At 71.2% G+C, this 26,753-nt stretch carries 28 protein-coding genes; 15 read left to right on the top strand and 13 right to left on the bottom strand.

The annotated features are described in order from the left end of the window. Nucleotides 1-125: 125 nt before the first annotated feature. On the bottom strand, nt 126-1,016 hold the full coding sequence (locus IWH25_RS18210) for a glutamate/aspartate ABC transporter substrate-binding protein (RefSeq protein WP_203387174.1): 891 nt from the start codon (nt 1,014-1,016) through the stop codon (nt 126-128). 174 nt (nt 1,017-1,190) lie between these two features. Here IWH25_RS18210 and cuyB point away from each other — a divergent pair, with 174 nt between their 5' ends. The 3 genes from cuyB to IWH25_RS18225 all read left to right on the top strand — a co-directional run bounded on the left by cuyB (nt 1,191) and on the right by IWH25_RS18225 (nt 4,786). Next, complete coding sequence (gene cuyB, locus IWH25_RS18215) at nt 1,191-1,937, top strand: cysteate racemase (protein ID WP_203387175.1); 747 nt, start codon at nt 1,191-1,193, stop codon at nt 1,935-1,937. A 46-nt stretch (nt 1,938-1,983) separates the two neighbouring features. Beyond that, a complete protein-coding gene (locus IWH25_RS18220; RefSeq protein WP_203387176.1) occupies nt 1,984-2,898 on the top strand; it encodes a LysR substrate-binding domain-containing protein in 915 nt (304 codons plus the stop codon). 94 nt (nt 2,899-2,992) lie between these two features. Then, nucleotides 2,993-4,786 carry a M61 family metallopeptidase gene (locus IWH25_RS18225; protein WP_203387177.1) on the top strand — a complete coding sequence of 598 codons (1,794 nt, stop codon included), beginning with the start codon at nt 2,993-2,995 and terminating at the stop codon, nt 4,784-4,786. 137 nt (nt 4,787-4,923) lie between these two features. Here IWH25_RS18225 and IWH25_RS18230 read toward each other — a convergent pair whose 3' ends face one another. After that, nucleotides 4,924-5,418, bottom strand: a complete 495-nt coding sequence (locus IWH25_RS18230; RefSeq protein ID WP_203387178.1) for a hypothetical protein — start codon at nt 5,416-5,418, stop codon at nt 4,924-4,926. A gap of 145 nt (nt 5,419-5,563) precedes the next feature. Here IWH25_RS18230 and IWH25_RS18235 point away from each other — a divergent pair, with 145 nt between their 5' ends. Both IWH25_RS18235 and IWH25_RS18240 read left to right on the top strand, forming a co-directional pair. After that, nucleotides 5,564-6,214 (top strand): dioxygenase family protein, encoded by a 651-nt coding sequence (locus IWH25_RS18235; RefSeq protein WP_203387179.1) that lies wholly within the window; start codon nt 5,564-5,566, stop codon nt 6,212-6,214. 269 nt (nt 6,215-6,483) lie between these two features. After that, nucleotides 6,484-8,217: an N-acyl-D-amino-acid deacylase family protein gene (locus tag IWH25_RS18240; protein WP_203387180.1), complete on the top strand. Its 1,734-nt coding sequence runs from the start codon at nt 6,484-6,486 to the stop codon at nt 8,215-8,217. A gap of 7 nt (nt 8,218-8,224) precedes the next feature. Here IWH25_RS18240 and IWH25_RS18245 read toward each other — a convergent pair whose 3' ends face one another. The 7 genes from IWH25_RS18245 to IWH25_RS18275 all read right to left on the bottom strand — a co-directional run bounded on the left by IWH25_RS18245 (nt 8,225) and on the right by IWH25_RS18275 (nt 12,869). Next, nucleotides 8,225-8,683 (bottom strand): Spy/CpxP family protein refolding chaperone, encoded by a 459-nt coding sequence (locus tag IWH25_RS18245; RefSeq protein WP_203387181.1) that lies wholly within the window; start codon nt 8,681-8,683, stop codon nt 8,225-8,227. Next, the gene (locus IWH25_RS18250) at nt 8,680-9,171 is read right to left on the bottom strand and encodes an anti-sigma factor family protein (RefSeq protein WP_203387182.1); all 492 of its coding nucleotides are present in this window, start codon (nt 9,169-9,171) and stop codon (nt 8,680-8,682) included. The genes IWH25_RS18245 and IWH25_RS18250 overlap by 4 nt, the downstream gene beginning before the upstream one ends. Then, nucleotides 9,164-9,769, bottom strand: coding sequence for an RNA polymerase sigma factor (locus IWH25_RS18255; RefSeq protein ID WP_203387183.1), 606 nt, complete (start codon nt 9,767-9,769; stop codon nt 9,164-9,166). The genes IWH25_RS18250 and IWH25_RS18255 overlap by 8 nt, the downstream gene beginning before the upstream one ends. Before the next feature lie 92 nt (nt 9,770-9,861). Continuing rightward, a complete protein-coding gene (locus IWH25_RS18260; protein ID WP_203387184.1) occupies nt 9,862-11,169 on the bottom strand; it encodes a ferredoxin reductase family protein in 1,308 nt (435 codons plus the stop codon). A gap of 88 nt (nt 11,170-11,257) precedes the next feature. Further along, on the bottom strand, nt 11,258-11,704 hold the full coding sequence (locus tag IWH25_RS18265) for a PepSY domain-containing protein (RefSeq protein ID WP_203387185.1): 447 nt from the start codon (nt 11,702-11,704) through the stop codon (nt 11,258-11,260). Nucleotides 11,705-11,926: 222 nt separating this feature from the next. Continuing rightward, nucleotides 11,927-12,421: a diheme cytochrome c gene (locus tag IWH25_RS18270; RefSeq protein ID WP_203387186.1), complete on the bottom strand. Its 495-nt coding sequence runs from the start codon at nt 12,419-12,421 to the stop codon at nt 11,927-11,929. Nucleotides 12,422-12,449: 28 nt separating this feature from the next. Next, complete coding sequence (locus IWH25_RS18275) at nt 12,450-12,869, bottom strand: DUF1924 domain-containing protein (protein WP_203387187.1); 420 nt, start codon at nt 12,867-12,869, stop codon at nt 12,450-12,452. Nucleotides 12,870-13,008: 139 nt separating this feature from the next. Between IWH25_RS18275 and IWH25_RS18280 the strand changes: the two genes are divergently transcribed. The 3 genes from IWH25_RS18280 to IWH25_RS18290 are packed head-to-tail and all read left to right on the top strand — an operon-like array spanning nt 13,009 to nt 15,418. Continuing rightward, on the top strand, nt 13,009-13,365 hold the full coding sequence (locus IWH25_RS18280; protein WP_203387188.1) for a PepSY domain-containing protein: 357 nt from the start codon (nt 13,009-13,011) through the stop codon (nt 13,363-13,365). After that, nucleotides 13,365-14,027, top strand: a complete 663-nt coding sequence (locus IWH25_RS18285; protein ID WP_203387189.1) for a response regulator transcription factor — start codon at nt 13,365-13,367, stop codon at nt 14,025-14,027. The genes IWH25_RS18280 and IWH25_RS18285 overlap by 1 nt, the downstream gene beginning before the upstream one ends. Next, nucleotides 14,024-15,418, top strand: coding sequence for an ATP-binding protein (locus IWH25_RS18290; RefSeq protein ID WP_203387190.1), 1,395 nt, complete (start codon nt 14,024-14,026; stop codon nt 15,416-15,418). Before IWH25_RS18285 ends, IWH25_RS18290 begins: the two co-directional genes overlap by 4 nt. A 10-nt stretch (nt 15,419-15,428) precedes the next feature. Here the strand turns inward: IWH25_RS18290 and IWH25_RS18295 are convergent, their stop codons facing one another. Then, nucleotides 15,429-16,760 carry an MATE family efflux transporter gene (locus IWH25_RS18295; protein WP_203387191.1) on the bottom strand — a complete coding sequence of 444 codons (1,332 nt, stop codon included), beginning with the start codon at nt 16,758-16,760 and terminating at the stop codon, nt 15,429-15,431. Between the two features lie 47 nt (nt 16,761-16,807). Here IWH25_RS18295 and IWH25_RS18300 point away from each other — a divergent pair, with 47 nt between their 5' ends. The 5 genes from IWH25_RS18300 (at nt 16,808) to IWH25_RS18320 (ending at nt 22,410) form a co-directional block, all read left to right on the top strand. After that, nucleotides 16,808-18,184, top strand: a complete 1,377-nt coding sequence (locus IWH25_RS18300; RefSeq protein WP_203387192.1) for a DUF898 family protein — start codon at nt 16,808-16,810, stop codon at nt 18,182-18,184. Further along, entirely contained in the window at nt 18,185-19,174 is a 990-nt protein-coding gene (locus IWH25_RS18305) for a M48 family metallopeptidase (protein ID WP_203387193.1), read from the top strand. Next, nucleotides 19,171-20,310 carry a hypothetical protein gene (locus tag IWH25_RS18310; RefSeq protein ID WP_203387194.1) on the top strand — a complete coding sequence of 380 codons (1,140 nt, stop codon included), beginning with the start codon at nt 19,171-19,173 and terminating at the stop codon, nt 20,308-20,310. The genes IWH25_RS18305 and IWH25_RS18310 overlap by 4 nt, the downstream gene beginning before the upstream one ends. A 60-nt stretch (nt 20,311-20,370) precedes the next feature. Next, nucleotides 20,371-21,672: a phenylacetate--CoA ligase PaaK gene (gene paaK / locus IWH25_RS18315; protein WP_203387195.1), complete on the top strand. Its 1,302-nt coding sequence runs from the start codon at nt 20,371-20,373 to the stop codon at nt 21,670-21,672. Between the two features lie 96 nt (nt 21,673-21,768). After that, the gene (locus IWH25_RS18320; protein ID WP_203387196.1) at nt 21,769-22,410 is read left to right on the top strand and encodes a chemotaxis protein CheB; all 642 of its coding nucleotides are present in this window, start codon (nt 21,769-21,771) and stop codon (nt 22,408-22,410) included. A gap of 16 nt (nt 22,411-22,426) precedes the next feature. On the opposite strand, the gene IWH25_RS18325 is transcribed toward IWH25_RS18320, so the two are convergent. Both IWH25_RS18325 and IWH25_RS18330 read right to left on the bottom strand, forming a co-directional pair. Next, nucleotides 22,427-23,140 carry a fumarylacetoacetate hydrolase family protein gene (locus IWH25_RS18325; protein ID WP_203387197.1) on the bottom strand — a complete coding sequence of 238 codons (714 nt, stop codon included), beginning with the start codon at nt 23,138-23,140 and terminating at the stop codon, nt 22,427-22,429. A gap of 26 nt (nt 23,141-23,166) precedes the next feature. Beyond that, nucleotides 23,167-23,913: a Nif3-like dinuclear metal center hexameric protein gene (locus IWH25_RS18330; RefSeq protein ID WP_203387198.1), complete on the bottom strand. Its 747-nt coding sequence runs from the start codon at nt 23,911-23,913 to the stop codon at nt 23,167-23,169. 21 nt (nt 23,914-23,934) lie between these two features. Here IWH25_RS18330 and IWH25_RS18335 point away from each other — a divergent pair, with 21 nt between their 5' ends. Both IWH25_RS18335 and IWH25_RS18340 read left to right on the top strand, forming a co-directional pair. After that, nucleotides 23,935-25,113, top strand: a complete 1,179-nt coding sequence (locus tag IWH25_RS18335) for a trypsin-like peptidase domain-containing protein (RefSeq protein WP_203387199.1) — start codon at nt 23,935-23,937, stop codon at nt 25,111-25,113. Nucleotides 25,114-25,125: 12 nt separating this feature from the next. Next, complete coding sequence (locus tag IWH25_RS18340; RefSeq protein ID WP_203387200.1) at nt 25,126-25,962, top strand: class II glutamine amidotransferase; 837 nt, start codon at nt 25,126-25,128, stop codon at nt 25,960-25,962. Here the strand turns inward: IWH25_RS18340 and tatC are convergent. Further along, nucleotides 25,947-26,744, bottom strand: coding sequence for a twin-arginine translocase subunit TatC (gene tatC / locus IWH25_RS18345; protein ID WP_203387201.1), 798 nt, complete (start codon nt 26,742-26,744; stop codon nt 25,947-25,949). The genes IWH25_RS18340 and tatC overlap by 16 nt on opposite strands. Nucleotides 26,745-26,753 lie beyond the last annotated feature (9 nt).

Consider the following 26,753-nt stretch of genomic DNA (forward strand, 5'->3'; position numbering starts at 1 on the left):
CGCACTTGTTGCGACGCAACAGAGACGGCGGCCGTTCGACTTTCCGAACAGCCCCGCCGAACGCCGTTCGGAAAACCGAACGGCCGGGGTGCCGCGCGCCCGCCGGCGCCCCGGCGGGTGGCCGCTCAGAGCCGGTCGTGCGGCCGCTTGTACAGCGCGCGCAGCTCGTCGCTCAGCGGATAGGCCAGGTTGATTCCCTTCGGCGGCAGCGGGCTCATGAACCACTTGTGATAGATCTTCTCCGCCTCGCCCGAGGTCATCAGCCGCGCGATCGTGCCGTCGACCAGGCGCTTGAACGCCTCGTCGCCCTTCGGCAGCATGCAGGCATAGTTCTCCGACTGCAGCGGGCGGCCGACCACCGCCCAGTCGTCGGCCTTCTTCGCCTTCGCCTTCTCGCCGTGCAGCAGCGGCTCGTCCATGACGAAGGCGGCGGCACGGCCGGTCTCCAGCGTCAGGAAGGCCTCGCCGTGGTCCTTGGCGCTGATCAGGTTGAAGCCGAGCTTGCGTTCCTCGTTCATCTGGCGCAGCAGCCGCTCGGCGGTGGTGCCGGCGGTGGTGACGACGTTCTTCCCCTTGAGGTCTTCCAGCTCGCCGATGCCCGCATCCTTGCGCACCATCAGGCGGATGCCGTAGAGGAAGAGGTGGTTGGAAAAGCCGACCTGGCGCTGGCGCTCGACGGTGTTGGTGGTCGACCCGCACTCGAGGTCGATGGTCCCGTTCTGCATCAGCGGGATGCGGTTGGACGAGGTCACCGGCAGCAGCTTGACCTGCAGGTTCGGCAGGCCCAGCTCGCCCTTGATCGTGCGCACGATCTCGTTCATGAAGTCCTGCGAATAGCCGACCACCTGCTGCCGGTCGTCGTAGTACGAGAACGGGATCGACGATTCGCGGTGGCCGAGGGTGATCGTGCCGGCCTCCTTGATCTTCGTCAGCGTCGGGGAATCCGGCGCGGCGCCGGCGGGCAGGGACAGCAGGCCGACCGCGATCGCGGCCAGCAGGGACGGCAGGGTTTTCATCGGGGTTCTCCTATCGGGGTTTGCACAAGGCACGCCGACTCTAAGCAGCGCCGCCCAAGGGAGGGATCGCCCATGCGAAAAACGCATCGGGTCCGGCGAAAGGCGCATCGAACGCCCGCCCGTGGTGCATTGCGACCTAGTCTGGGCGTCCCTCGTCACCCTCGGGCAAGCATCATGGAAAAAATCGTCGGCATCCTCGGCGGCATGGGACCGCTGGCCACGGCCGATTTCCTGCGCAAGCTGGTCGAGCGTACCCCGGCCGCACGCGACCAGGAGCACGTTCCGGTCGTCGTCTACTCGGTGCCGCAGCTTCCCGACCGCAGCGAAGCCATCCTGCACCACGGCCCGTCGCCGCTGGCGGGGCTGCTGCAGGGCGCCGCGGTGCTGCGTCGCGCCGGCGCCGGCTGCATCGCCATCCCTTGCAACACCGCGCATTTCTGGGCCGACGAGCTGGCCGCGCGCAGTGCGCTGCCGGTGCTGCACATCGCCGATGCGGTCGTCGCCGAGCTGGCGGCAAGCGCGGCGGCGGGCGCGGCGATCGGCATCCTCGGCACCGCCGGCACGCTCGCCGCCGGCATCTACCAGCAGCGCCTCGAACGCCAGGGCTATCGGGTCGTACTCCCCGACGCCGACGACCTCGATCACCTGCTGATGCCCGGCATCCGCGCGGTCAAGGGCGGCGACCTGGCGACCGGCGGCCGCCTGCTCGCCGCCGCCGGCACGGCGCTGCAGGCGCGCGGCGCCGCGCAGCTGGTGCTGGCCTGTACCGAGATCCCGCTGGCGCTGGCCGCCGTCGCCGCCCCCGGCCTGCCGCGCTGCGTCGACGCCACCGCCTGCCTGGCCGCGGCCTGCATCGACTGGTGGCGTGCCGCCGACGCGCCGGGCGCAGCGCTTCTCGGGTACAGTGGGCAGCGTACGTGATCCGTCGCCACGGCGGCGAGATCCCGGTTGAAGCGGAGACGGCGGCGTGGACATCAAGTGGATCGAGGACTTTCTCTGCTTTTGCGACCTGCGCAGCTTCTCCCGCGCCGCCGACCAGCGCCACATCAGCCAGTCGGCGTTCAGCCGCCGCATCCAGGCGCTCGAGGACTGGCTCGGCGTCACGCTGATCGACCGCAACTGCCAGCCGCCGGCGCTGACCGCCGCCGGCCGCGTCTTTCGCCACTTCGCCGCCGACCACGTGCGCCGGCTCTACGAGGCGCGCGCGACGCTGCGCGGCCAGCATGCGGAAGGCGACGACACGGTGCGCTTCGCCGTCGCCCACACGCTGTCGCTGACCTTCTTCCCCGCGTGGTTCGCCGCGCTGCGCCAGCGCTTCAGCCAGCTCCAGGCGCAGGTGCTGGCGACCAACATCATGGAAGGCGCCCACCTGCTGAGCGAGGGGGCGACCGACCTGCTGCTCTGCTATCACCACCCGCAGTTCCCGATCCTGCTCGACCCCGACCGCTACCCCTTCGTCGTCCTCGGCAGCGAGCGCCTGCTGCCCTATTCGAGCTGCGCCGCCGACGGCCGGCCGCACTTCACGCTGCCCGGCCAGCCCGGCGTGCCGCCGCCGCTGCTCGCCTACGCCTCGGGCACCTTTCTCGGCCACCTGGTTGAGATGATCCTGCTCGACCCGCCGCAGCCCTGCCACCCGCAGACCTGCTTCCAGACGCACATGTCGGAGGCGCTGAAGGCGATGGTGCTGGCCGGGCACGGCCTCGGCTGGCTGCCGGAATCGTGCGTGCAGGAGGAGGTCGCCGCCGGCCGCATCGCCGCGGCCGGTTCGGCGGACTGGGGCACGCGCATGGAGATCCGCGTCTACCGCGCCGCCGGCAACCGCCGCGCGGCGATCGAAACGCTGTGGCAGCATCTGGCGCGCGGCGACGGCACGCCGGCGTGAGCTGGCCGCGGCCGGCGACAAATTCGCGCGGCCGGCACTTCGCCGCATACAATCCCGCTCGTTCGCGCCTTCGCCGCGCCCGCCGACCGCCGCCATGAAAACCACCCCCATCGATTACGCCATCCGCCCCCTCGACCCAGCCGCCCACCTCTTCGAAGTGAGCTGCCGCGTCGACCGGCCCGACCCCGCCGGCCAGCGCTTCGCACTGCCGGCGTGGATTCCCGGCAGCTACCTGATCCGCGACTTCGCGCGGCACATCGTTGCGATCAAGGCTGAGGCCGGCGGCCAGCCGGTGGCGCTCGCCAAGATCGACAAGCACACCTGGCAGGCCGCCGCGCTGCCGGCGAAGCAGGCGCTCACCGTGACCTGCACCGTCTACGCCTGGGACCTGTCGGTGCGCGGCGCCCACCTCGACCGCACACATGGCTTCTTCAACGGCACCAGCGTCTTCCTGCGCGTCCTCGGCCAGGAAGAGGCGCCGTGCCGCGTCGACATCCGGCCGCCGCACGGCCAGGGCTACGCCGGCTGGCGCGTCGCCACCGCGCTCGAACCGGCGCGCGGCGAGAAGGGCGCGGCGCAGGCGCACGGCTTCGGCCGCTACGCCGCGGCGGACTACGACGAGCTGATCGACCACCCGGTCGAGATGGGCACCTTCACGCTGGCGAGCTTCAAGGCCTGCGGCGTGCCGCACGAAGTGGCGATCAGCGGCCGCCACGACTGCGACCTGAAGCGGCTCTGCGCCGACCTGAAGAAGATCTGCGAATGGCAGATCCGCTTCTTCGGCGAGCCGGCGCCGATGAAGAAATACGTCTTCCTCGTCACCGCCGTCGGCGACGGCTACGGCGGGCTGGAACACCGCGCCTCGACGGCACTGCTCTGTGCGCGCGACGACCTGCCGTACGCCGGCATGGACGGCGTGCCCGAGCGCTACCGGACCTTCCTCGGGCTGTGCAGCCACGAGTACTTCCACACCTGGAACGTGAAGCGCATCAAGCCCGCCGCCTTCGTCCCCTACGACCTCGACCGCGAGAACCACACCACGCTGCTGTGGGCCTTCGAGGGCTTCACCTCGTACTACGACGACCTCGCGCTGCTGAAGAGCGGCGTCATCGCGCAGCCGGACTGGCTGGAGCTCGCCGCGAAGAACCTCGACGCCGTGCTGCGCGGTCCCGGCCGGCTGACGCAGTCGCTCGCCGAATCGAGCTTCGACGCCTGGAGCAAGTACTACCGGCCGGACGAGAACACGCCGAACGCGGTGGTCAGCTACTACGCCAAGGGCGCGCTGGTGGCACTGGCGCTCGACCTGACGCTACGCGCCGGGACGAAGGGCAAGGTGTCGCTCGACGACGTGATGCGCGCGCTGTGGCGACGCCACGGGCAGACCGGCGCCGGCATCGGCGACGGGACGATCCGCGCGATCGCCGAGGAATTGTCGGGGCTCAAGCTGAAGCGCTTCTTCGCCGACGCGGTGCACGGCACCGCCGACCTGCCGCTGGCGAAGCTGTTGAAGCCCTTCGGCATCGCGTTCGTGCGCGAGGCGGCGAACGCGTCGCCAGCGCTCGGCGCGAAGACCGCCGGCGACGGCGGCGAGCTCAAGCTGGCGACGGTCTACCGCGGCGGCGCCGCGGAACGCGCCGGGCTGGCCGGCGGCGACGTGCTGCTCGCGCTCGACGGCCTCCGCGTCACGCCGGCGACGCTCGACCGCCAACTCTTGCGGAAACGGGCCGGCGACACCGTCGTCGTGCACGCCTTCCGCCGCGACGAGCTGCTCTGCTGCGAACTGCGCCTCGACCCGCCGGCGCTCGATACCAGCAAACTCGTCAGCAACGGCGAGCGCAACGCGCTGCGCGCCGGCTGGCTGGGCAGCGAAGGGAAAGGCCGGCGCTGACCGGCGGCGGGCGGTGCGCCCGGCCGCCGGTCAGCGCGTCAGGGCGTCCTCCGGAGAGGACTTGTTCGCGAAGCGCGACGCGCTTCGCTCAGTGCGCCCCCCGAGAGGACTTGTTCGCGAAGCGCGACGCGCTTCGCTCAGTGCGCAATCGGCTTGAAGCCGGGGTCGTCGAAATAGGTCGCGTACTTCTCCAGCGCGCCGATCACCTGCACCGCGCCGCCCTGGCGCTTGACGCCCTTGGCCTTGCCGGCCATGCCTTCGGCGCCGCCGAGCAGCTCGCCGACGACGACGTGCAGCTGCGCGTCGGCCTCCGCCGACAACTTGCAATTGGCGACGATCTTGCCGACCTCGTCTTCCACCTTGTGCGCCAGCTGGCCGTAGCCCTTCGCCGACAGCCGGTTCTCGTGGATGTCGTGCAGCGCGCCGGCCATCATCTGGCGGATGCTGCCCATCGACTGGCGCAGCGCCGCGTCGGTCTCCCACTTCTTGCCGGCGTTGAGCTGCAGCGTCGCCGGCGACGCGGCGTGCTCGTGCCGGTGGGCGCCGCTCTCGCCCGCCGCCAGCACCGGCGTCGCCGCCGTCAGGGTCAGCGCGCCGAGGATGACGAGGGCCTTGCGTTTGATGCTTTTCATGCGTTCATCTCCATTCCGTTGGCGATGCCGGGCGGCACCGCTTTCCGAAACGGACGGCGCGACGGAAAGTTCCGCGCAGCGCGTCGCGGCACCGGACGGAACCTCGCCGCGCCGGCCGCCTCCAACGAGGCGAAAGGAGGCCCGCATGCGCCCTGATCCGCTTCCCGTCACGCTGAGCGCCCATGCGCGCCGGCGCCGTACGCTCGCCACAGCGCTGGCCGCGCTGCCCGCCTGCTGGCTGCCGGCCTGGGCGCAGCCGGCCGCGCCGCGTCTCCCGACGCCGGCGCAGACCGAAGGCCCGTTCTATCCGCTGGAGATTCCACGCGATGCCGACCACGACCTGCTGCAGAACGGCGCGCTGAGCTATCCGGAAGGCCTGCCCGCCTGGCTGGAAGGCAGCGTCAGCGACCTCGCCGGGCGCCCGCTCGCCGGTGCGCAGGTCGAGATCTGGCAGTGCGACCACGCCGGCCACTACCACCACCCCGGCGACGGCGGCCGCGCCGACGCCCGCTTCCAGGGCTTCGGCCGCGTCACCGTCGGCGCCGACGGCCGCTACCGCTTCCGCACGATCCGCCCGGCCCCCTACAGCGGCCGCACGCCGCACATCCACCTCAAGGTCCGCCTGCGCGGACGCGAGCTGCTGACGACGCAGGTCTACGTCGCCGGCGACCCCGGCAATCCGCGCGACTTCCTCTGGCGCAGCCTGACCCCCGCCGAGCGCGCAGCGCTGACCGTACCCTTCGTTCCCGGCAGCGACGGCCTGCGCGCCGAGTTCGCGATCGTCATCGCCGCCTGAGCGAAGGGTACGACCCTGCGCGAAGAAGTCCCCTTGGGGGGCGCCTGAGCAATGTGCGCGAGCACATTGCGAAGAAGGACCCTTGGGATGCGCCTGAGCGACGACGCGTCCCCGGCGAAGCGCACCCGAGGGGCTGTTGCGCACTTTCTTTTGCCCGGCGCCGCATCTAGACTTTTATTGGTTTACCTCGCACAGGCAGCACGCGCCGCGTCGACACCGCAGCCCGGTGCGAGCCGCCGCGATGCGGAGTGGAAGCACGGGGGTTGATCATGGCAAACAGCGTCGATCTCGTCATTCGCGGCGGGCAGGTGGTGGACGGCAGCGGCGCGCTGCCGGTCGTGGCCGACGTGGCGATCGACGCCGGCCGCATCGTCGGGGTCGGCCGGACCGGCGCCGTCGGACGCGAGGAAATCGACGCCCGCGGCATGATCGTCACGCCCGGATTCGTCGACATCCACACGCACTACGACGGGCAGGTCACCTGGGAAAACCACATGGTTCCCTCGACCGCCCACGGCGTCACCACGGTGGTCATGGGCAACTGCGGCGTCGGCTTCGCACCGTGCCGACCGGACCAGCACGAACTGCTGATCCGGCTGATGGAAGGCGTCGAGGACATTCCCCACCCGGTCCTGGTCGACGGCATTCCGTGGACCTGGGAAACCTATCCCGAATACCTGGACTTCCTGTCCACCCGGCAGTACGACATGGACATCTGCAGCCAGCTGCCGCATGCCGCGCTGCGGGTCTACGTCATGGGGCAACGCGGCGTCGACCGGGAGCCGGCGACGGCCGAGGACCGCCGGCGCATGACCGCTCTGGCGCGGGAAGCGCTGGCCGCCGGTGCGCTCGGCATCAGTACCTCGCGCACCTTCTTCCACCGCTCCAGCGACGGCAAATCGACCCCCAGCTTCGAGGCCGCCGAAGAGGAATTGATGGCGCTGGCGGACGCCCTGCGCGCCGAGGGACGCGGCGTGATGCAGCTGATCACCGACTTCGCGGACGAGGAGCAGACCTTCGCACTGCTGCACCGCCTCGTGCAACGTTCGGGCCGGCCGCTGTCGGTCTCGCTGCTCGAAGGCGGCTACGGCCCGATGACGCTGCGCTGGCAGGAAGTGCTCGACTGGGCCGCGGCCGCCAGCCGGGAAGGCGCCCCGATCCGCGCGCAGGTGCTGAGCCGCGCGATCGGCGTCATGCTCGGCCACGAGCTGACGCTGAACACCTTCTACACCACCCCGACCTACGGCGAACTGGCGAAGCTGCCGTTCGCCGAGAAAATCCGCGCCCTTCGCGAACCGGCGGTGCGCGCCCGCATTCTCGCCGAGGCGGCCGACCCCGACCCGACCATCGTGCTCGGCCGGCTGGCACGCGAATTCGACCACATGTTCCTGCTCGGCGATCCGCCGGACTACGAACAGCCGTTCGAGCAGAGCATCCTCGCCCGCGCGCAGCGCCTCGGCACCACGCCCGAGGAACTGGCCTACGACCTGATGCTGGAAAACGACGGCCACACGATGCTCTACGTCACCCTGTGCAACTACGAGCACGGCTCGCTGGCGACCTCGCTGCGCATGATGCGCCACCCGGCGGCGGTGCTTGGCCTCGGCGACGCCGGCGCGCATTGCGGCACGATCTGCGACGGCAGCTTCCCGACCTTCATGCTCGCCTACTGGGTACGCGACCGGGTCCGCGGCGAGCGGCTGGGCCTGGCCGAGACCGTGCGCATGCTCAGCCGGGACTGCGCCCGCGCGGTCGGACTCGCCGACCGCGGACTGCTCGCCGCCGGCTACCGGGCCGACGTCAACGTGATCGACCTCGGCCGCCTCCATCTGCACGCCCCCGAAGTCGCCCACGACCTGCCCGGCGGCGGCCGCCGGCTGGTGCAGCGGGCTGACGGCTTCGCCGCCACTGTCGTCGGCGGCACCGTCGTGCACCGCGACGGGCAGGCCACCGGCCAGCTCCCCGGGCGCCTGCTGCGCGGCCGCCCTGCGGCACTGCACTGAAGCAACTTCACTCGCGGTGCAGGCGCTCGAACGCCGACGGCCCGACCGGCTGCGCCGCCAGCAAACCGGCCAGCCGCTCGCGCTGCAGCGGCGTCAGCAGCTCGCGCTCGCGCAGCAGCTGGCCGACCACCAGTTTCTGCTGCTCGTCCTGCAGGCGGGCAATCGCCGCCCGTTCGGCGTCGATGCGCGCGTGGTCGGGTTGGGCCGAGAAGATCTCGACGATCATCCGGTCGCGGTGGCCGCGCACCTCCTCGGCACCCGCGGCGAGGCGGGCGAGGAAGGCATCTTCCGCCTCGTGCCAGTGGCGGCGCTGGCGCTCGTCGAGCCCCAGGTACTGCGGCAGGTTGACGGCGGCCGCTGCCGCCGGCTCGCCGACGGCCAGGCTGCGCCAAGCGACGGCACCGATGACGCCGGCGTTGACCAGCAGCGAGAGGACGAGCGCGAAGCGCAGCAGAGTCGTTTTCATCGGGGCATCCCCTTCGGGTAGCAGGCATCGGAGCCGAGGCAGGCGCTGCCGGGCGGCATCGGGTCGAACACGCGCAGCGCGCTGACCAGCGCCGGCTGGGCGGCGGGAACGGCGGCGCCGCCGAGCAGCGCCGAGCCGAGGCCGACGCCGAGCGCGAGCGATGCGGCGGCGCCGAGCGTCGCCGGCAGCCAGGCGAACCACGGCCAGCGCGCGCGCGGCGCCGGCCGCCGGGCGGCGACTTCGGCGAGGCGCCCGGCGAGCACGCCGGCGAGGTCGTAGCCGAGCGTCTCCTCGCGCATCGACGCGAAGCCGGCGGCCATCCCGCGCAGGGCCGCGATGCGCGCGGCGCACGCGGGACAAACCGCGAGATGGGCCTCGACGTATCGCTGCGCAACGGCGTCGAGTTCGCCGTCGAGCCAGGCGGACAGGGTTTCGGAATCCGGCTGGTGGCCGGCAGGCAGCTTCTCGTCAGGGCGGTCTTCAGCCATCGCGGCGCTCCCCGGTGTGGCGTTGGTAGTGGTCGAGGGCCGCCGCGCGGGCGCGGGCGATGCGCGACTTGACGGTGCCCTCGTTGATCCCGAGCGTCGCCGCAATCTCGGCGTAGCTCATCTCCTCCAGCTCGCGCAGGAGCAGCACCTCGCGCTGCTCGGCCGGCAACGCCGCCAGCGCGCGGTCGAGCGCGGCGATGCGGCGGCGGTCGTCGAGGCGCTGGTCCGGGCGCGGCGCCGGATCGGGCCAGGCCGCCTCGCCCGCGTCCGGTGCCAGCTCGTCGAAGGCGACGAAGCCGAGCACTTGCCGCCGGCGCAGCAGGTCGAAGGCGGCGTTGCGCGCAATGCGGAACAGCCAGGCGCGGAACGGCGCGTCCGGCCGCCACTCGGGCAGCGACTGGTAGACCTTGAGGAAGGTGTCCTGGGTCAGGTCCATCGCCTCGTCGCGGCTGCCGACGAGGCGCAGCAGGAAGCGGAAGACGCGGTCCTGGTGGCCGCGCACGAGCGCGGCGAAGGCCTGCCGGTCGCCGCCGCGCGCACGCGCGACGACGGCAAGGTCCTCGTCGCAGCGCGCTTCGTCCGTCGGCGTTTCCGGCATCACTCCCGTTCCATCCCTTTCTCCCGGCCAGCATCGATTCTGCCGCAGGCCATGCCGCCGATAACGATCGCGGAACCGAAAAGTTCCACCGTTCAGCGCATCTCGAAGGCTTCCTGGTGGAAGTGCGGCGTCCGCCCGAGCGCGCGCAGCCCCTGGCGCAGGCTGGCGGCGAGGCCGGCCGGCCCGCAGAACCAGATCTCCGCGTGCCGCTCCGCGGCGAGCGTCGCGGCGGAAAGGCGGCCCCCGTCCGCCGCCGCGTGGACATGCAGCCTTATGCCCGGCAGCGCCGCGCACAGCGCTTCCAGGCGCGCGACGAAGCCGTCGCCGGCACGGTCGCGCGTGCAGTAGTGGAGGTCGGCCGCGGGCGCCTCGGCCGGCGCCGCCTGCAGCGCCTCCAGCCAGGCCAGGAACGGCGTCACGCCGATGCCGCCGGCGATCCAGATCTGCTGCGCGCGACGCTCGCAGCGGGCAAGGTCGAAGCGGCCGTAGGGCCCCTCGACGCGCACCGGCCGGCCCGGCCGCAGGCGTTCGCCGAGGCCGGCCGTGTAGTCGCCGAGCGCCTTGATCGCGAAATGCACGACGCGGTCGCCGCGGTCGGCGCCGGCGAGCGTGAACGGATGCGCGCCCTCGCCGTCGTCGAAGGTGACGAAGGCGAACTGGCCGGGACGGTGGCCGGACCAGGCCGCGTCGAGCCGGCAGGCGACGGCGAGCACGTCCGGCGCCGGCCGCTCGACGGCGATGACCTCGCCGCCGACCGTGCGCGCCCGGCCGATGCCGCCGGCGAGCGCGCGCAGCGCGCCGTAGCCGCCGACAGCCAGCAGCAGCGCGAGCAGCGCCCCCGCCGGCTGCCGCCAATAGGCGGTCGGCGCCAGCAGCGCGGCATGGGAGGCGAGCAGCAGGTAGAGCACCGGCATCGCGCGGTGCAGGAAGCGCCACGCGCGGTAGGGGAAGCGCTTCCACAGCGAGACGACGAGCATCGCCAGCAGCGCGTAGATCGCCCACTCGCCGAGGTCCTCGGCGAGATGGCGCAGCGCCTCCAGCACGCCGGCGAACTTCTCCTTGGGCAGCCGCCCTTCGCGGCTGATCGCGGCCTTCAGCAGGTCGTCGCTCATCTCGACCAGCCAGTGCAGCGCGGCGAAGGCGACAGCGAGGATGCCCGCCCACTTGTGCGTGCGGTAGATGCGGTCCATGCCGCCGAGCGGCGTCTCCGCCCACGCCGGGCGCGTCGCCAGCAGCATCGCCAGCGACAGCAGCGCGACCGAGAGCAGGCCGCTCAGGTAGAGCGCCTGCTGGCGCGCGACCCACAGCGGGTGCACGGCCGGCGGCGCGACGGTGGTGAACGCGTCCCAGCCCCAGGCGGCGGTGACGGCGGCGATCAGCGCGACAAGCAGGGTTTTCATGGCACTCCCGTCGACGATGGAGGAATCGGCGGCGACCGGTGCCGCGCGCGTCGCCGGGACGCGGGCGAAGCGCCGGCGCCGCACCTGTTCACTTGGCGGTCGGCGCGGACGGCGCAGTCGCCGTCACCGGTGCCGGCTTCGCGGCCGCCGGCAGGTCGTCGCGGCAGCGCCGCTCGCTGCAGTCGACGCCGTCGCGGCTGCGCATCGGCCCGCGCTCGTCGCGGTAGCGGTCGCGCGCGCGACGCTCGATCACCTCGCCGCTCTGCGCGTCGAGGTAGAGCTTGACCCGCTCGCCGCTGCGTTCGGTCGCACGCGCCTCGTAGCCGCCGCGCTCACGCTCGATCTTCTCGATGTTGCGGTAGCCGGCCGCTTCCAGTTTTTCGTGGACCTGCGGGATCGACAGCCAGCCGCGTCCGGCCGCCGCCGGCGGGTTCTTCTCGCCGGCGAAGGACGGCGCAAGAGCGCCGCCGGTGAACAGCGCGCCGGCGACGGCGCTGATGGCAAGCAGCGCGGGAACGGTTTTCAGTGCGGACATGATGTAGCCTCCTTGAATGAATGCCGGATCTCCGGCCATGCTTCGATGCTGCGCCGGCCCCGCTGAACCGCTGCTGAAGCCGCCGTTCAGGTGGCATTCATCAGGCGGCGAGCCGGGCGGCAACGCTTCAGTCGCCCCCAAGGGGGCTTCTTCGCGAAGCGCGTAGCGCTTTGCTGAGTCGTACCCAAGGGCACTTCTTCGCAATGTGCTGACGCACATGGCTCAGTCGTCGTAGTAGCCGCGTTCGGCGTCGGTGTGGCAGGCGGTGCAGTTGGCGCGCGTGCGCACCTCCTTGTGCTTCCACTCCCAGGCCGGTACCTCGCGGTGCTCCCTGACCCACTTCGGCAGTTCGCTGATGCGCTGCGGCGCCGCGCCGGCCGCGACGCCGCGCTGCAGCTTGCCGCCGTAGCGGGCGCCGGCGGCGCTGTCGGCGGCGTTGGCGACCAGGTAGTCGGCGATTCGCCGCGCGGTCGCGGCATCGACGCTGGCGTCGTCGCCGAAATGGTTCTTCAGCTCGCCCATCATCTTTTGCCAGGAGCGCGCCGGCAGCATCGACGGCGCGAAGGCGAGGTGGCAGCTGCCGCACTCCTCCTTGACCACCGGGTCGGCGACCGGCGGGTAGTAGTGGCCGCCGCCGGCCTGCGCACGGCCAAGGACGAGGGCGAAGAAGGCGACGGCAGCAAGGCCGAGTGCGAGCGGGCGAAACGGAATCTTCATGACGATCTCCTGGCGTTGGCGGGCATGCTCACTGGCTGCGCATGTAGCTCAGCCAGTCGCCCTTCTCCTGCGCCGTGCATTCGCGGCCGAGGACCTCGTTGCAGTTGCGCCGGAACCATTTCTCGACCTTGGCCGGGTCGGCGTAGCGCGCCGGCGACGCCGACAGCGCCATCGCCTCGACCGCCTTGCCCGCCGGCGTGCGGCCGGCGGCGCGCGCATCCTTGCCGTGGCAGCTGGTGCAGGCCGGCGTCTCCGGCTTGCCGCCGGCGAAGCTGCGCTCGTGCAGCGCGCGACCGCGCTCCGCGGAAAAGCCGGCGAAGGCGGGATCGGCCGCCTTCGCGGCGGCGGCGTAGTCGGCCAGCCGAGCGTCGATCGCGGCCGGCGCGGCGGCGGCGAGCAGCGGCGCGGCCAGCGCGGCTAGAATCGCGGTATGCAGGGTTCGCTTCATGACGTTCTCCTCGTCGGGGTCTCGGTGCAGCGAACTATGCGCGGCCCCGCCTGAACGCTAAGTGAAGCGCCCGTTCAGCCGCCGTTCAGCTCGCCGGCGCTAGAAAGGGGACGTGACTACCGTGCCAGGGAGAACCCTCATGGACCGACGCAAGCGCCGCCCGACCGCCGCGCGCCTCGCCGCCGCGGCGCTGGCGCTCGCCGCGCTGGCCGCGGCGGGCAACGGCGTCGCCGGCGGCGACCATGACCACGACCGCGCGCGGCAGGCGCTGGAAGCGGGCGAGGTACTGCCCTTGCGCACGATCCTCGAACGCGTCGAGCGCACGCATCCGGGCAAGGTGATGGAGGTCGAGCTGGAGCGCGAGGGCGGCCGCTGGCTGTACGAGATCAAGCTGCTGCAGGCCGGCGGCACGCTCAGCAAGCTGAAGGTCGACGCGCGCGACGGCAGCGTCGTCGAGCCGCGGCGGCGCCATCGGGAAGGGGAGGAGAAACGCTGATGCGCATCCTGGTCGTCGAGGACGAGCCCGTGCTGCGCGGCCAACTGAACGAGGCGCTGGCCGCCGCCGGCTACGCCGTCGACAGCGCCGACAACGGCGTCGACGCGCATTTCCTCGGCGACAGCGAGCCCTTCGACGCGGTCGTGCTCGACCTCGGCCTGCCGCGGCTCGACGGCCTCAGCGTGCTGCGCCGCTGGCGCGCCGCCGGGCGCACGATGCCGGTGCTGATCCTCACCGCACGCGACGGCTGGCACGAGCGGGTGGCGGGAATCGACGCCGGCGCCGACGACTACCTCGGCAAGCCCTTCCACGTGGAGGAGCTGCTCGCCCGAGTGCGCGCGCTGATCCGTCGCGCCGGCGGCCACGCCAGCGCCGAGCTTACCTGCGGCCCGCTCGTGCTCGACACGCGCAGCGGCCGCGCCAGCGTCGACGGCCGGCCGCTGGCGTTGACCAGCCACGAGTACAAGGTGCTCGCCTACCTGCTGCACCACGCCGGCAACGTCGTCTCGCGCAGCGAGCTGACCGAGCACATCTATGCGCAGGACTTCGACCGCGACTCGAACACCGTCGAGGTGTTCATTGCCCGCCTGCGCAAGAAGCTGCCGCCGGGACTGATCGAGACCGTGCGCGGCCTCGGCTACCGGCTGGCCGCGCCGCGATGAACGCGCCAGCGCCCCCGTCGCCGGCAGCGCCGCGGGCGCGCGGCTCGCTGCGCCTGCGCCTGCTCGCCGGCACGCTGGTCTGGGTGGTGCTGTCGATCGCCGCTGCCGGCTGGAGCCTGTCGCAGCTCTTCCGCGACCACGTCGGCGAGCAGTTCCACGCGCTGCTGGCCAGCCACCTCGACCAGCTCACCGCCGGCCTCGCGCTCGACGCGCAGGGCCGGCCGCAGCTGACGACGGCGCCGGCCGACCCGCGCCTCGCCCGCCCCTACGCCGGCCTCTACTGGCAGGTCGACCGCATCGGCGGCGAGCGCGGCGCGCTGCGCTCGCGCTCGCTGTGGGATGCCGTGCTCGCGGTACCGGCCGACGCGCTGGCCGACGGCGAGATCCACCGCCACCGCGTGACCGGACCGGACGGTGCGACGCTCGGCCTGGTCGAGCGCAGCGTGCGCATCGCCGACGCCGACGGCGGCGGCGAATCGGCCTGGCGGCTGCTCGTCGCCGCCGACGAGCAGCTGCTGCAGGAACCGCTGTCGCGCTTCGCCGGCGCGCTCTGGCTGGCGCTCGGCATCCTCGGGCTGGGGCTGGCACTGGCGGTGGTGGTGCAGGTCGGCGTCGGCTTGGCGCCGCTGCGCGCGCTGCGCCGCGCACTGGCGCGCATCGGCAGCGGCGAGGCGCGGCGGCTGGAAGGCGATTACCCGGCGGAAGTGATGCCGCTGGTCGACGAGTTCAACGGCGTGCTGGCGCACAACGCCGAGGTCGTCGAGCGCGCGCGCACGCAGGCGGGCAACCTCGCGCACGCGCTGAAGACGCCGCTCGCCGTGCTCGCCAACGCCGCCGACGGCCGCGACGACGAGCTGGCCCGGCTGGTCGCGGAGCAGGTCGGCAACGCGCGCCGGCAGGTCGACTACCACCTCGCCCGCGCGCAGGCCGCGGCCAGCCGCCTGCCCGGCGCACGCACGCCGCTGGCGCCGGCGGTCGACGGCCTGGTGCGCGCGCTGCGGCGGCTGCACGCCGCGCGCGGCGTCGAGCTCGCCGTCGCGCCGCTGCCGGCGGCGCTGGCGTTTCGCGGCGACGCGCAGGACCTGCAGGAGATGCTCGGCAACCTGCTCGACAACGCCTGCAAGTGGGCGGTGCAGCGGGTCGTGCTGGCCGCGGAGCGCGACGGCCGGCAACTGGTCGTCACCATCGACGACGACGGCCAGGGGTTGCCGCCCGAACGTCGGCAGGAAGTGCTGCGGCGCGGCGTGCGCGCCGACGAGGCGGTGCCGGGCAGCGGGCTGGGGCTCGCCATCGTCGCCGACCTCGCCCGGCTCTACGGCGGCGAGATCGCGCTCGCGGAGTCGCCGCTGGGCGGCCTGCGCGCGCGGCTGACGCTGCCGGCGGCCGACTGATCCGGCCCGCTCAGTGCGAGCGCTCGCGCAGCGCCCGCCAGAGGATGCCGCCGATCAGCGCGGCGGCGACCACCAGGCTGAGCAGCGAGGCCAGCCAGAAGCCCTCGACGCCCATCGGCTGCGGCCATTTGAAGGCCAGCCACCAGCCGCCGAAGAGGCCGACCCCCCAAAAGGCGACGGTGTGCACCAGCATCGGCGCGAAGGTGATCTTGTAGCCGCGCAGCGCGTAGGCGGCGATCGTCTGCACCGCGTCGAAGAACTGGTAGAGCGCGATGTAGCCGATCAGCGACAGCGCCACCGCACGCACCGCCGGATCGCTGCTGTAGGCGAAGACCAGCGGCTCGGCGGCCAGCCAGAGGACGACGCCGAGCCCCGTCGACAGGCCGCCGGCGAGCAGCAGGCCGGCGCCGATCGCGGCACGCGAGCGCGGCCAGTCCTTGGCGCCGGCGGCCTGCCCGACCTGCGCCAGCGTGGCGATGGCCAGCGCCAGCGGCAGCATGTAGCAGAGCGCAGCGAGGTTGGCGACGATGCGGTGGCCGGCGACCGCGGTCGCCCCGAGCTGCGCGACGAACAGCGCGATCAGCGTGAACGACGTGATCTCGACGAAGTTGGAGAAGCCCATCGGCAACCCGAGGCGCAGCAGTTCGCGCAGCGTCGCCCGGCGCGGCGCCTGCCAGTCGGCGAACGGCCGGAAGCGCGCGAGCCCCGGCGAGCGTGCCACCCACAGCGCGGCGAGCGCGCAGCCGACCCAGTTCACCAGCAGGTTGGAGAGGCCGCAGCCGAGCGCGCCGAGCGGCTCGCCGAAGACGCCGGTGACCAGCGTCCACGCCAACGCGCCGTGCAGCAGCGTGTTGCCGAGGCTGATGATCATCAGCGGCCGCGGCTGCCGCAGCGCGTTGCAGAAGGAGTAGAAGGTCCGGTAGAGCAGCGCCGCCGGCATGCCGAAGGCTAGGATGCGCAGGTAGGCGCGCAGCTTCTCCTCGACCGCCGGCTCGATCGTCGACAAGGCCAGGATCGGATCGGGGAACCACAGCAGCAGCATCCCCGGCGCGGCGAGCGCGAGCGCCAGCCACACCGTCTGCTGCAGCGCCCCGGCGACCTCGCCCTCGCGCCCGGCACCGACGTGGTGGGCCACGGTCGGCGCCACCGCCTGCAGGATGCCGACCAGCGCGAACACCACGGCGATGTAGATACCGCCGCCGACCGCCACCGCAGCGAGGTCGACGGTGCCGTAGTGGCCGAGCAGCACGGTGTCGATCACCATCATGCCCATCGACGCGAGCTGGGCGATCAGGATCGGCCAGGCGTGGGCGACGATGTTCGCCGACTGTTTCTTCAGCATCGTCCGGCCTTCCGCCGGCATTCGCCGGCTTGCGCAAAATATCCAACATGGATAATCTCTACCCCCACCGCGGCCACTCGCCGCTGCAGAGCGAGCCGCCATTCACCAAGGGAGAGCCGCCGGCCGTGGACACCACCTGCCCCTACGCGCTGCTGGGCATCGCAAGCGACGCCAGCACGGCAGAGATCACCGCCGCCTATGCCCGCGCGCTGGGCCGCATCAGGGAGCGGCTGGCCGCCGGCAATCCGCTGCCGCCGGAACACCTCGACGCCGTCCGCACTGCGCACCGGACGCTCACGGAACCGGGCGCGCGTAACGCCTACGACCGGGCACTGGCCGGCCGCCTGGCGGCGAAAGCGCCGCCAGCCGCGGCCGCAAACGCCGCCGGGCATGCGGCAGGCGGCGAGGCGGCGGTCGAATTCAGCGGACAGGGCCACGAATACCTGCGCATCTGGCTGGTCAGCGTGGCGCTGACGGTGCTGACGCTGGGCATCTATTCCGCCTGGGCGAAGGTTCGCCGCGAGAAGTATTTTCACCGCAACTTCATTGTCGATGGCGCGTCGTTCGACTACCACGGAAATCCTCGGGCCATCCTGCTCGGACGGATGGTGCTGGTGGTGTTGGTCGGGCTGGCGAGCTTCGCGGAGCATCTCGGCAAGACCGCCAACATCCTCGCCTCGCTCGCCAGCATGTTCGTGTTTCCTTGGCTGCTGGTGCGCTCGCTGCAATTCCGCGCGCGCAACACGAGCTACCGCGGCATGCGCTTCTGCTTTTCCGGTACCTACCGGCAGGCCCTCGCGCTGTACCTGCTGCACGGCGGCCTGACCGTGCTCACGCTCGGCCTGTACTTCCCCGCCTTCCTGCGCCGGCAGAAGGCGTTCGCCGTCGACCACCTCGCTTTCGGCGACGCCCGCTGCCGCTTCGCCGCCGGCACCGCGGCATTCTACCGTGGCCTCGCGCTACCGATGACGCTGTGGATCGTTGTCGGCCTCGGCACGGTTGCGCTTTTCGCCGCGACCGCCGCCGGTATCGGCAAGGGCGGCGTCGGCCTGATGACGATGCTGTTCGGACCGCTGCTTGTCGCGGGGCTGGCGCTGGTGGTTAACCTGGTGGTCGTTCCCTATGCGCGCGTGGTCGGCACCAACCTGCTGTGGAACGGCGCGCAGCTGGGCGACGTCCGTTTCCGCTGCACACAGCGCGTCCGCACCTACCTCGGGCTCACGCTCGGCAACTGGCTGCTGACGCTGCTCACGCTCGGCTTCTTCTGGCCGCTCGCGCAGATCCGGATGGCGCGCTACCGCGCACGCAACCTCGTCGTCCTCAACCCGGCTGCGCTCGACGGGATCACCGGCCGCGCACAGGCGTCGCCCAACGCGCTGGGCGACGCGGCGACCGATGCTTTCGACCTGGACATCGCGCTCTAGATGCTGGCTGCGACCTACTATGATGGATCTAGCACCCGCCGGCACCCGGTCGGGCTAGAGGTACGCGACGGCCACCTGCTGATCGACGGCAACGGCGTACAGCGCCGCATCCCCGTCGGCGAGGTCGATTTCGGCGAAGCGGTTGAGGGCGCACCGCGCAGTATCAGTCTCCCCGGCGGCGGCTGCTGCGAGGTGCACGACAACGCTGCGCTGTCACACCTCCTCGCCACCGCCGGCATTGGCGAATCACTGGTCGTACGCATCCAGCGCCGTTGGCACTGGGCGCTCGGCGCTTTCATTGTCGTCGTCGCCAGCGCTGCGGCCGCTTATCTATGGGGATTGCCCGCGCTCGCCCAGCAGCTCGCACCGCACGTCCCGCCGCTTGTCGCGCGCACCTTGTCCGACGCCGCACTCGCCCAGCTCGACCGGGGCGTCCTGCGACCCAGCCGCCTGCCGCCCGCCCGCCAGGAGGAAATCCGCCGGCAGGCCGCCGCCCTGCTTACGCCGCAACAGACGCCGCCGTGGCGGCTGCATTTCCGCCAGGCGCCCCGGCTCGGCCCGAACGCGCTGGCGCTACCCGGTGGTGACATCATCATTCTCGACCAGCTGGTCGAGCTGCTCGGCGACGAACGACAGATCCAGGCAGTCGTCGCCCACGAGGTTGGACATCTCGCGCACCACCACGCAATGCGCCGGCTGATCCAGGACGCGACCCTGTCGCTTGTCCTCGCCGCCTGGTTCGGCGACGTCTCGTCGGCCGCGGTCGCGACCAGCGGCAAGCTGCTGCAGTCCGGCTACTCCCGCGAGGCCGAGATCGAAGCGGATGCCTACGCCGCGTCGCGGATGGCGCTGCGCTACGGCACCGTCGAGCCGATCGTCGAGGTGCTGAAGAAGCTCGACAAACATGCCCCCGCTCCCGGCAACAGCCTGTTCGCCTCGCACCCGGATGCCGCGACGCGCATCGCCGCCGTTCGCCGCCTTCAGCAATGAACCCGATCACGAACAACGCCCCCCGTCTGCTTCCGACCCTCTTCCTGCTCGGTTACAGCATGGCCGCGCTATTCGCCGCGCGCCTGCCGATCCCCGCCGGCTGGCCGGTCGCCACGCAGGGGCTGCCGCCGCTGATCGGCCCATGGGCAGGCTACTGCGCCCTCGTCGGACTGCTCTGCGCGCTGGTTGATCGGGTCGATGGTGCGCATGCCGTCGGTGCCTACCGCCTCTTCGGCCGCTGGTTCTGGTTGGCCGGAATGCTTATTGTCGCCGTCTCGGCCGGGCTGGCGCTAGCGCGCATCGCCTACGCCGACGACCTGTTCCGGCCGGCGCGACTGGCGGCGGCCATCATCATCGCGCTGACCGCCTTCGTCGTGCTGGCCTACCTGTCGCAGCAGCGTGCGCCGCGCAGGGCCACAGCGACGACCTCCGAAAGCCCTCGCCGACAACGCACGAAGGCGGCGCTGGCCATCGCCCTCACGGCGCTCGCCGCCTTCATGCTGCACCAGCGCTACTCGGAGAAAGTCGAGCGAGATCGTTTCTACGACCAGCGCGACGCCGACGAGCGCCGGGCTGCGGCAACGTGGCGACACGACATCGATTTCTTCCGCGGCGGCGAAACGGTCGCGGAGCTCACCGCGAAGATGCAACGCGAAGGCTACGTGCTTCGCTGCTACAGCGACCTGCGCTCGGAAGAGCGCCTGCAGGCGGATGACCGCTCGAACTGCTGGGCGAACCTCGGCACCGCATGGGACCAGCCGGCGCTGCTGATCGCCTTCGCCTTCGGCGACCGTGGTTTGCGCGACTACGTGCTGCGCTTTCCCGAAGGCTCGTGGCGCGGAGTACAGGCGCACCTGGACCGCACCGGCCGCCGCCTCGACTTCACGATGGGTGTAGACCACGAAACCGGCGGACCGATCTTCGGCTGGGCCTTCGACAGCGGGCTGGTAATGTCCGCCGCACCACCCCGTGGCGGAGAAATCACCGTCGCCTGGCAGGCAAAGGAGGAAGTCGCCAAGCGCCACTGCCCTTACCAGTCGCCCCGGCGAGCCGGGAAAAACCCCAACGGCGTCACCGTTCCACTCGCCAGGGTCTGGCCCGGAGTTGACTGCGACAAGGCCATGTACGACGACTGACGTGGATCAAGGCGCCCTCGCCACCGGCAGGTCAGACTGCCCGGTTCAGGGAGGATAAAAATGACCGATCGCAACAGCCTCGAACCTATCGAGAGAGCCAGCCGCGACGAGCTCGTCGCACTGCAGACCGAGCGCCTGAAATGGTCGCTCCGGCACGCCTACGACAACGTGCCGCACTACCGGAAGAAGTTCGACGTCGCCGGCGTCCACCCGGACGATCTGAAGACGCTCGCCGACCTCGCGAAATTCCCGTTCACGACCAAGCAGGACCTGCGCGACAACTACCCCTTCGGCATGTTCGCGGTGCCGCGCGAGGAGGTCGTGCGCGTGCATGCGTCGTCCGGCACCACCGGCAAGCCGACGGTGGTCGGCTACACGCAGCAGGACGTGGACATGTGGGCGACGCTGATGGCGCGCTCGATCCGCGCCGCCGGCGGCAGGAAGGGCGACATCGTCCACGTCGCCTACGGCTACGGCCTGTTCACCGGCGGACTGGGCGCCCACTACGGCGCCGAGAAGCTGGGCTGCACGGTGATCCCGATGTCCGGCGGGCAGACCGAGAAGCAGGTGCAGCTGATCATGGACTTCCAGCCGGACATCATCATGGTCACGCCGTCGTACATCCTCAACATCGCCGACGAGTTCAAGCGCCAGGGGATCGACCCGCGCGACACCAAGCTGCGCATCGGCATCTTCGGCGCCGAGCCGTGGACCGACCAGATGCGCAAGGAGATCGAGACCACCTTCGGCATCGACGCGATCGACATCTACGGCCTGTCGGAAGTGATCGGCCCCGGCGTCGCCAACGAGTGCATCGAAACGAAGGACGGCCCGGTGATCTGGGAGGACCACTTCTATCCCGAGATCATCGACCCCAGCACCGGCGAGGTGCTGCCCGACGGCGAGCACGGCGAGCTGGTGTTCACCTCGCTGACCAAGCAGGCGCTGCCGGTGGTCCGCTACCGCACGCGCGACCTGACCCGGCTGTTGCCGCCGACGGCGCGCTCGATGCGGCGGATGGGCAAGATCACCGGCCGCTCCGACGACATGCTGATCATCCGCGGCGTGAACGTCTTCCCGTCGCAGATCGAGGAACTGATCCTGAAGCGCGACAAGCTGTCGCCGCACTACGTGATCGAGGTGTACCGCGACGGCCATCTCGACGCGATCACCGTGAACGTCGAGATGAAGCCGGAATTCCAGTACGCCACCGCGGTCGAGAAGGAGTTCGCGGCGAGCGACCTGCAGCACCACATCAAGTCCTACATCGGCATCTCGGCGAAGGTGCGCGTGGTCGAGATCGGCGGCATCGAGCGCTCGATCGGCAAGGCCAGGCGGGTCATCGACAAGCGCCCGAAGTAAGCCGGCAGGCCGGCGGCGGGCCGCCGCCGGCGTTGTTTGCTATCATGCCGCTGGTTTTCCGGCGGCCTGCCGCCGCCCCTCCACCCTGCCCTGCCGATGCTGCCCACCCCCAAACACAGCGCCGACGTCATCCTTCCCGCCGGACGCGACAAGAACACGGCCTGGCCGACCGAGAAGCTGATCGCCATCGGCACCTCGACCGGCGGCACGCAGGCGCTCGATTCGGTGCTCCGCCGGCTGCCCAGCGCGGTACCCGGCATCGTCGTCGTCCAGCACATGCCGGCGCAGTTCACGACGACCTTCGCCGAACGCCTGAACACGCACTGCGCGATCGAGGTGCGCGAGGCGACGGACGGCGACCGCGTCGAACCCGGGCTGGCGCTGATCGCGCCCGGCGGCAAGCACATGCTGGTCCGCCGCAGCGGCGGGCATTACTGCGTGAGCGTGATCGACGGCCCCCCGGTCAATCGCCACCGGCCGTCGGTGGACGTGCTCTTCCGCTCGGTCGCCAACTGCGCCGGGCCGGCGGCGACCGGCATCATCATGACCGGCATGGGCGACGACGGCGCCCGCGGCATGAAGGAGATGGCCGACGCCGGCGCGCACACGGTGGCTCAGGACGAGAAATCCTGCGTCGTCTTCGGCATGCCGAAGGTGGCGATCGAACTCGGCGCGGTCCGGGAAGTGCTGCCGCTCGACCGCATCCACGAGGCGATCGTCGCCGCCGGCCGGCGCTGAGCGCCCGCCCCCTCCCTCACACCAAACGGATCTTCAGTTCGCCGACGCCGGCTACGCCGCCTTCCAGCACGTCGCCGCGCACCACCGTCGACACGCCGGCCGGCGTGCCGGTGAAGATCAGGTCGCCCGGCGCCAGGCGGACGAAGGTGGACAGGTTGGCAACCACCTCGGCGACCTTCCACGACATGTCGGCGAGGTCGCCCTGCTGCCGCATCTCGCCGTTCACCCTGAGCCAGATCGCGCCCTGCTGCGGGTGGCCGATCGCCGCCACCGGATGCAGCAGGCCGGTCGGCGCCGAGGCATCGAAGCCCTTGCCCATGTCCCACGGATGCCCCTTTTCCTTCGCCCGGGCCTGCACGTCGCGGCGCGTCAGGTCGAGGCCGACGGCGTAGCCGTAGACGCACTGCAGCGCCTTCGCCACCGGGATGTCGGCGCCGCCGTTGCCGTGCGTCGCGGTCTCCGGGCCGAGGGCGACGACCAGCTCGACCTCGTGCTGCAGCTTGGCGGTGGCCGGCGGATAGGGCACGTCGCCGCCGGCAACGACGGCGTCGGCCGGCTTGGAGAAGAAGAACGGCGGCTCGCGGCCGTCGGCCTGATCAAACGCGCCCATCTCGCGCGCGTGGTCGGCGTAGTTGCGGCCGACGCAATAGACGCGGCGGATCGGAAAGCGGGCGGTACTGCCGGCGACGGCGAGGCCGGGCTGCGGGGCAGGGGGAAAGACGTAGCTCATGGGCTTCCTGTCGTTGTGTTGTCGTGTCAGACGGGGTTATCGATATCGACGAATTCGCAGTCGAGGCCGAAGCGCTCGGCGAGGTGCGCGGCCAGCGCCGCCGCGCCGCCGCGCTCGGTCGCGTGGTGGCCGGCGGCGAGGTAGGCGACGCCGGACTCGCGCGCGAGATGCACGGTCTGCTCGGAGATCTCGCCGCTGACGTAGGCGTCGACGCCGAGCGCGATCGCCTGCTCGAACCAGCCCTGCGCGCCGCCCGAGCACCAGCCGATGCGCGCCACCGGCCGCGACGACTCGCCGACCAGCAGCGGCTGGCGGCCGAGGCCGGCGGCGATCGCGGCAGCGAGGTCGCCGGCGGTGGTCGGCGCCGCCGGGCGGCCGAGCCAGGCGATGTCCTGCTCGCCGAAGCGGCCCTCGGCGATCCAGCCGAGGCGGGCGGCGAGCTGCGCATTGTTGCCGAGCTCGGGGTGTGCGTCGAGCGGCAGGTGGTAGGCGTAGAGGTTGAGGTCGTGGGCGAGCAGCGCGCCGATGCGCGCGCGGCGCAGGCCGGTGATGCGGCCGTCCTCGCCCTTCCAGAACCAGCCGTGGTGCACCAGCAGCGCGTCGGCGCCGCGCGCGACGGCGGCGTCGATCAGCGCCTGGCTGGCGGTGACGCCGGCGACGATGCGCCGCACCTCGGGTCGTCCTTCCACTTGCAGGCCGTTTGGGCAATAATCCCGGAAGCGCGCCGTGGCAAGGGTTTCGTCCAGGTAGCGCGCCAATTCGTCACGATTCATGCGGGGTTCCGTTCGCTGGCTATGAACAGGTTGTGGCTGATTTTTGCACAAACGGTGACGGTTAGTCTTGCCGTCTTCTTCGTCGTCAGCACGCTGAAGCCGGAGTGGCTGGGCGAGAAGCCGGGGATCGTGCGCATCCGCGAGGCAGCGACGAGCGGCGAGCCGGCGAAGGCCGTCGCCTCCTACAACGACGCGGCGCGCAAGGTGGTACCGAGCGTCGTGCACATCTACACGACGCAGGCGCCGCGCAAGCAGCGCCACCCGCTGCTCGACGACCCGATCTTCCGCCATTTCTTCGGCGACGGCCTCGAGGACGAGCAGCGCAGCCGCTCCGGGCTCGGCTCGGGGGTGATCGTCAGCGACGAGGGCTACGTGCTGACCAACTACCACGTGGTCGAGATGGCCGACGCGATGGAGGTGGCCCTGAACGACGGCCGCAAGCTGCGCGCCAAGGTCGTCGGCGCCGACCCGGAGACCGACCTCGCGGTGCTGCGCATCGTCGCCGACAAGGCCAACGGCAAGGCGGAGGATCTGCGCCTGACGCCGATCACCTTCGGCCAGATCGACAACGTCCGCGTCGGCGACGTCGTGCTGGCGATCGGCAACCCCTTCGGCGTCGGCCAGAGCGTGACGATGGGCATCGTCTCGGCGCTCGGCCGCTCGCAGCTCGGCATCAACACCTTCGAGAACTTCATCCAGACCGACGCGGCGATCAACCCCGGCAACTCCGGCGGCGCGCTGACCGACGCCGCCGGCAACCTGATCGGCATCAACACCGCGATCTACTCGCGCTCCGGCGGCTCGCTCGGCATCGGCTTCGCGATCCCGGTGTCGACGGCGAGGAACGTGATGGAGCAGATCATCCAGACCGGCAGCGTCACCCGCGGCTGGATCGGCGTCGAGGCGCAGGAGATCACCCCGGAGCTGGCCGAGAACTTCGGCCTGCCGGATACGCGCGGGGCGCTGATCGCCGGCGTCGTCCGCGGCAGCCCCGCCGACGGCGGCGGCATCCGCCCCGGCGACGTGCTGCTGGCGGTCGACGGCAAGCCGGTGAACAATCCGCAGGGCATGCTCGACCTGATCGCCGCGCTGAAACCGGGCGAGGCGGTACCGTTCAAGCTGCGCCGCGACAAGGCGGTGGTCGACGCGCAGGTGAAGATCGGCAAGCGTCCGGCGGCGACGCGCAGCCCGCGGGAGTAACGGAGGCGCACCATGTGCCAGCTGCTGGGGATGAACTGCAACGTCCCCACCGACATCTGCTTTTCCTTCACCGGCTTCCAGGCGCGCGGCGGCGCCACCGACGTGCATGCCGACGGCTGGGGAATCGCCTTCTTCGAGGGCCGCGGCGCGCGCGTCTTCCTCGATCCGCAGCCCTCGTGCCGTTCGCCGATCGCGGCGCTGGTGCGCCAGTATCCGATCCGCTCGAAGAACGTCGTCGCCCACATCCGCAAGGCGACCCAGGGCGTCGTCGCGCTCGAGAACACGCACCCGTTCATGCGCGAGGCCTGGGGCCGCTACTGGATCTTCGCGCACAACGGCAATCTGCTCGGCTTCGGCCCGGCGCTCGACGGCAGCTTCCTGCCAGTCGGCAACACCGACAGCGAACGCGCCTTCTGCTGGCTATTGCAGCGGCTGCGGCAGGCCTGCGGCGCGACGCCGCCGAGCCATGAGCGGATCTTCGACGTCGCGCGCGAGGTCGCGCTGGAAGTCGGGGCGCTCGGCGAGTTCAACTTCCTGCTCGCCGGCAGTGACTTCCTGCTTGCGCACGCCTCGACGCAGCTCGCCTACATCGTCCGCCAGGCGCCGTTCGCGCAGGCGCACCTGAAGGACGAGGACGTCACCGTCGACTTCAGCGAAGTGACGACGCCGGACGACCGCGTCGCGGTGATCGCGACGGTGCCGCTGACCGACAACGAGGACTGGCAGACGATGCCGCCGGGAACGCTGTGGCTGTTCGCCGAGGGCGAGCCGGTGCGGCAGGCGGCGACGGTGCCCGGCGCCAAGCGCAAGGCGGCGGACGCCGCCGCGGGGGATCAGGAGCGGTCCTGAATGCGCCGCTCGTCGGCCTCGCTGGCCGGCGCCCAGGCGTCGGCCGGCGCTTCCTTCGGCGGCGGCGCGCTGACGAAGCGGGCGAAGAGGATGCCCAGTTCGTAGAGGATGCACATCGGAATCGCCAGCGCCAATTGCGAGACGACGTCCGGCGGCGTGACGATGGCGGCGATGATGAAGGCGATGACGACGAAGTACGCGCGCCACTCCTTCAGCTTGTCGATCGTCACCACCCCCATCTTGACCAGCACGACCAGCACCACCGGCACCTCGAAGGCGACGCCGAAGGCGAGGAACATGGTCATCACGAAGGACAGGTAGGCCTCGATGTCCGGCGCCGGCGTGATGCTCTTCGGCGCGAAGCTGTTGATGAAGGTGAACACCTGGCCGAAGACGAAGAAGTAGCAGAAGGAGACGCCGATCAGGAACAACAGGTAGCTGGCCACCACCAGCGGCAGCGCCAGCCGCTTCTCGTGCGCATACAGGCCGGGGGCGACGAAGGCCCACAGCTGGAACAGGATCACCGGCAGCGCGAAGACGAAGGCGACCAGCATCGTCACCTTGATCGGCACCATGAACGGCGTGATGACGCCGATCGCGACCATCTTCGTGCCCTCGGGCAGCGCCTGCGTCAGCGGCAGCGCCAGCACGTCGTAGACCTCGCCCGGACCGGGGTAGATGCAGAGGCCGACGAAGACGACGGCGAGCGCGATCAGGCAGCGCAGCAGCCGGTCGCGCAGTTCGACGAGATGGGAAACGAAGGATTCTTCCGGCTGGCTCATGCGGGCTCG

The organism is Azospira restricta (genome assembly GCF_016858125.1).
In the GTDB taxonomy this organism is placed as follows: domain Bacteria; phylum Pseudomonadota; class Gammaproteobacteria; order Burkholderiales; family Rhodocyclaceae; genus Proximibacter; species Proximibacter restrictus.

Bases quoted from the DNA above. Each gene is read 5' to 3' on its own strand.
- IWH25_RS18330 (WP_203387198.1), bottom strand. From the start codon at position 23,913: ATGAATCGTGACGAATTGGCGCGCTACCTGGACGAAACCCTTGCCACG.
- tatC (WP_203387201.1), bottom strand. From the start codon at position 26,744: ATGAGCCAGCCGGAAGAATCCTTCGTTTCCCATCTCGTCGAACTGCGC.
- IWH25_RS18275 (WP_203387187.1), bottom strand. From the start codon at position 12,869: ATGAAGCGAACCCTGCATACCGCGATTCTAGCCGCGCTGGCCGCGCCG.
- IWH25_RS18265 (WP_203387185.1), bottom strand. From the start codon at position 11,704: ATGTCCGCACTGAAAACCGTTCCCGCGCTGCTTGCCATCAGCGCCGTC.
- IWH25_RS18270 (WP_203387186.1), bottom strand. From the start codon at position 12,421: ATGAAGATTCCGTTTCGCCCGCTCGCACTCGGCCTTGCTGCCGTCGCC.
- IWH25_RS18230 (WP_203387178.1), bottom strand. From the start codon at position 5,418: ATGAAAAGCATCAAACGCAAGGCCCTCGTCATCCTCGGCGCGCTGACC.
- IWH25_RS18305 (WP_203387193.1), top strand. From the start codon at position 18,185: ATGCTGGCTGCGACCTACTATGATGGATCTAGCACCCGCCGGCACCCG.
- IWH25_RS18255 (WP_203387183.1), bottom strand. From the start codon at position 9,769: ATGCCGGAAACGCCGACGGACGAAGCGCGCTGCGACGAGGACCTTGCC.
- IWH25_RS18335 (WP_203387199.1), top strand. From the start codon at position 23,935: ATGAACAGGTTGTGGCTGATTTTTGCACAAACGGTGACGGTTAGTCTT.
- IWH25_RS18310 (WP_203387194.1), top strand. From the start codon at position 19,171: ATGAACCCGATCACGAACAACGCCCCCCGTCTGCTTCCGACCCTCTTC.
- IWH25_RS18325 (WP_203387197.1), bottom strand. From the start codon at position 23,140: ATGAGCTACGTCTTTCCCCCTGCCCCGCAGCCCGGCCTCGCCGTCGCC.
- IWH25_RS18260 (WP_203387184.1), bottom strand. From the start codon at position 11,169: ATGAAAACCCTGCTTGTCGCGCTGATCGCCGCCGTCACCGCCGCCTGG.
- IWH25_RS18285 (WP_203387189.1), top strand. From the start codon at position 13,365: ATGCGCATCCTGGTCGTCGAGGACGAGCCCGTGCTGCGCGGCCAACTG.
- IWH25_RS18250 (WP_203387182.1), bottom strand. From the start codon at position 9,171: ATGGCTGAAGACCGCCCTGACGAGAAGCTGCCTGCCGGCCACCAGCCG.
- IWH25_RS18340 (WP_203387200.1), top strand. From the start codon at position 25,126: ATGTGCCAGCTGCTGGGGATGAACTGCAACGTCCCCACCGACATCTGC.
- IWH25_RS18240 (WP_203387180.1), top strand. From the start codon at position 6,484: ATGGCAAACAGCGTCGATCTCGTCATTCGCGGCGGGCAGGTGGTGGAC.
- IWH25_RS18300 (WP_203387192.1), top strand. From the start codon at position 16,808: ATGGATAATCTCTACCCCCACCGCGGCCACTCGCCGCTGCAGAGCGAG.
- IWH25_RS18280 (WP_203387188.1), top strand. From the start codon at position 13,009: ATGGACCGACGCAAGCGCCGCCCGACCGCCGCGCGCCTCGCCGCCGCG.
- IWH25_RS18210 (WP_203387174.1), bottom strand. From the start codon at position 1,016: ATGAAAACCCTGCCGTCCCTGCTGGCCGCGATCGCGGTCGGCCTGCTG.
- IWH25_RS18295 (WP_203387191.1), bottom strand. From the start codon at position 16,760: ATGCTGAAGAAACAGTCGGCGAACATCGTCGCCCACGCCTGGCCGATC.
- IWH25_RS18320 (WP_203387196.1), top strand. From the start codon at position 21,769: ATGCTGCCCACCCCCAAACACAGCGCCGACGTCATCCTTCCCGCCGGA.
- IWH25_RS18290 (WP_203387190.1), top strand. From the start codon at position 14,024: ATGAACGCGCCAGCGCCCCCGTCGCCGGCAGCGCCGCGGGCGCGCGGC.
- paaK (WP_203387195.1), top strand. From the start codon at position 20,371: ATGACCGATCGCAACAGCCTCGAACCTATCGAGAGAGCCAGCCGCGAC.
- cuyB (WP_203387175.1), top strand. From the start codon at position 1,191: ATGGAAAAAATCGTCGGCATCCTCGGCGGCATGGGACCGCTGGCCACG.
- IWH25_RS18225 (WP_203387177.1), top strand. From the start codon at position 2,993: ATGAAAACCACCCCCATCGATTACGCCATCCGCCCCCTCGACCCAGCC.
- IWH25_RS18245 (WP_203387181.1), bottom strand. From the start codon at position 8,683: ATGAAAACGACTCTGCTGCGCTTCGCGCTCGTCCTCTCGCTGCTGGTC.
- IWH25_RS18235 (WP_203387179.1), top strand. From the start codon at position 5,564: ATGCGCCCTGATCCGCTTCCCGTCACGCTGAGCGCCCATGCGCGCCGG.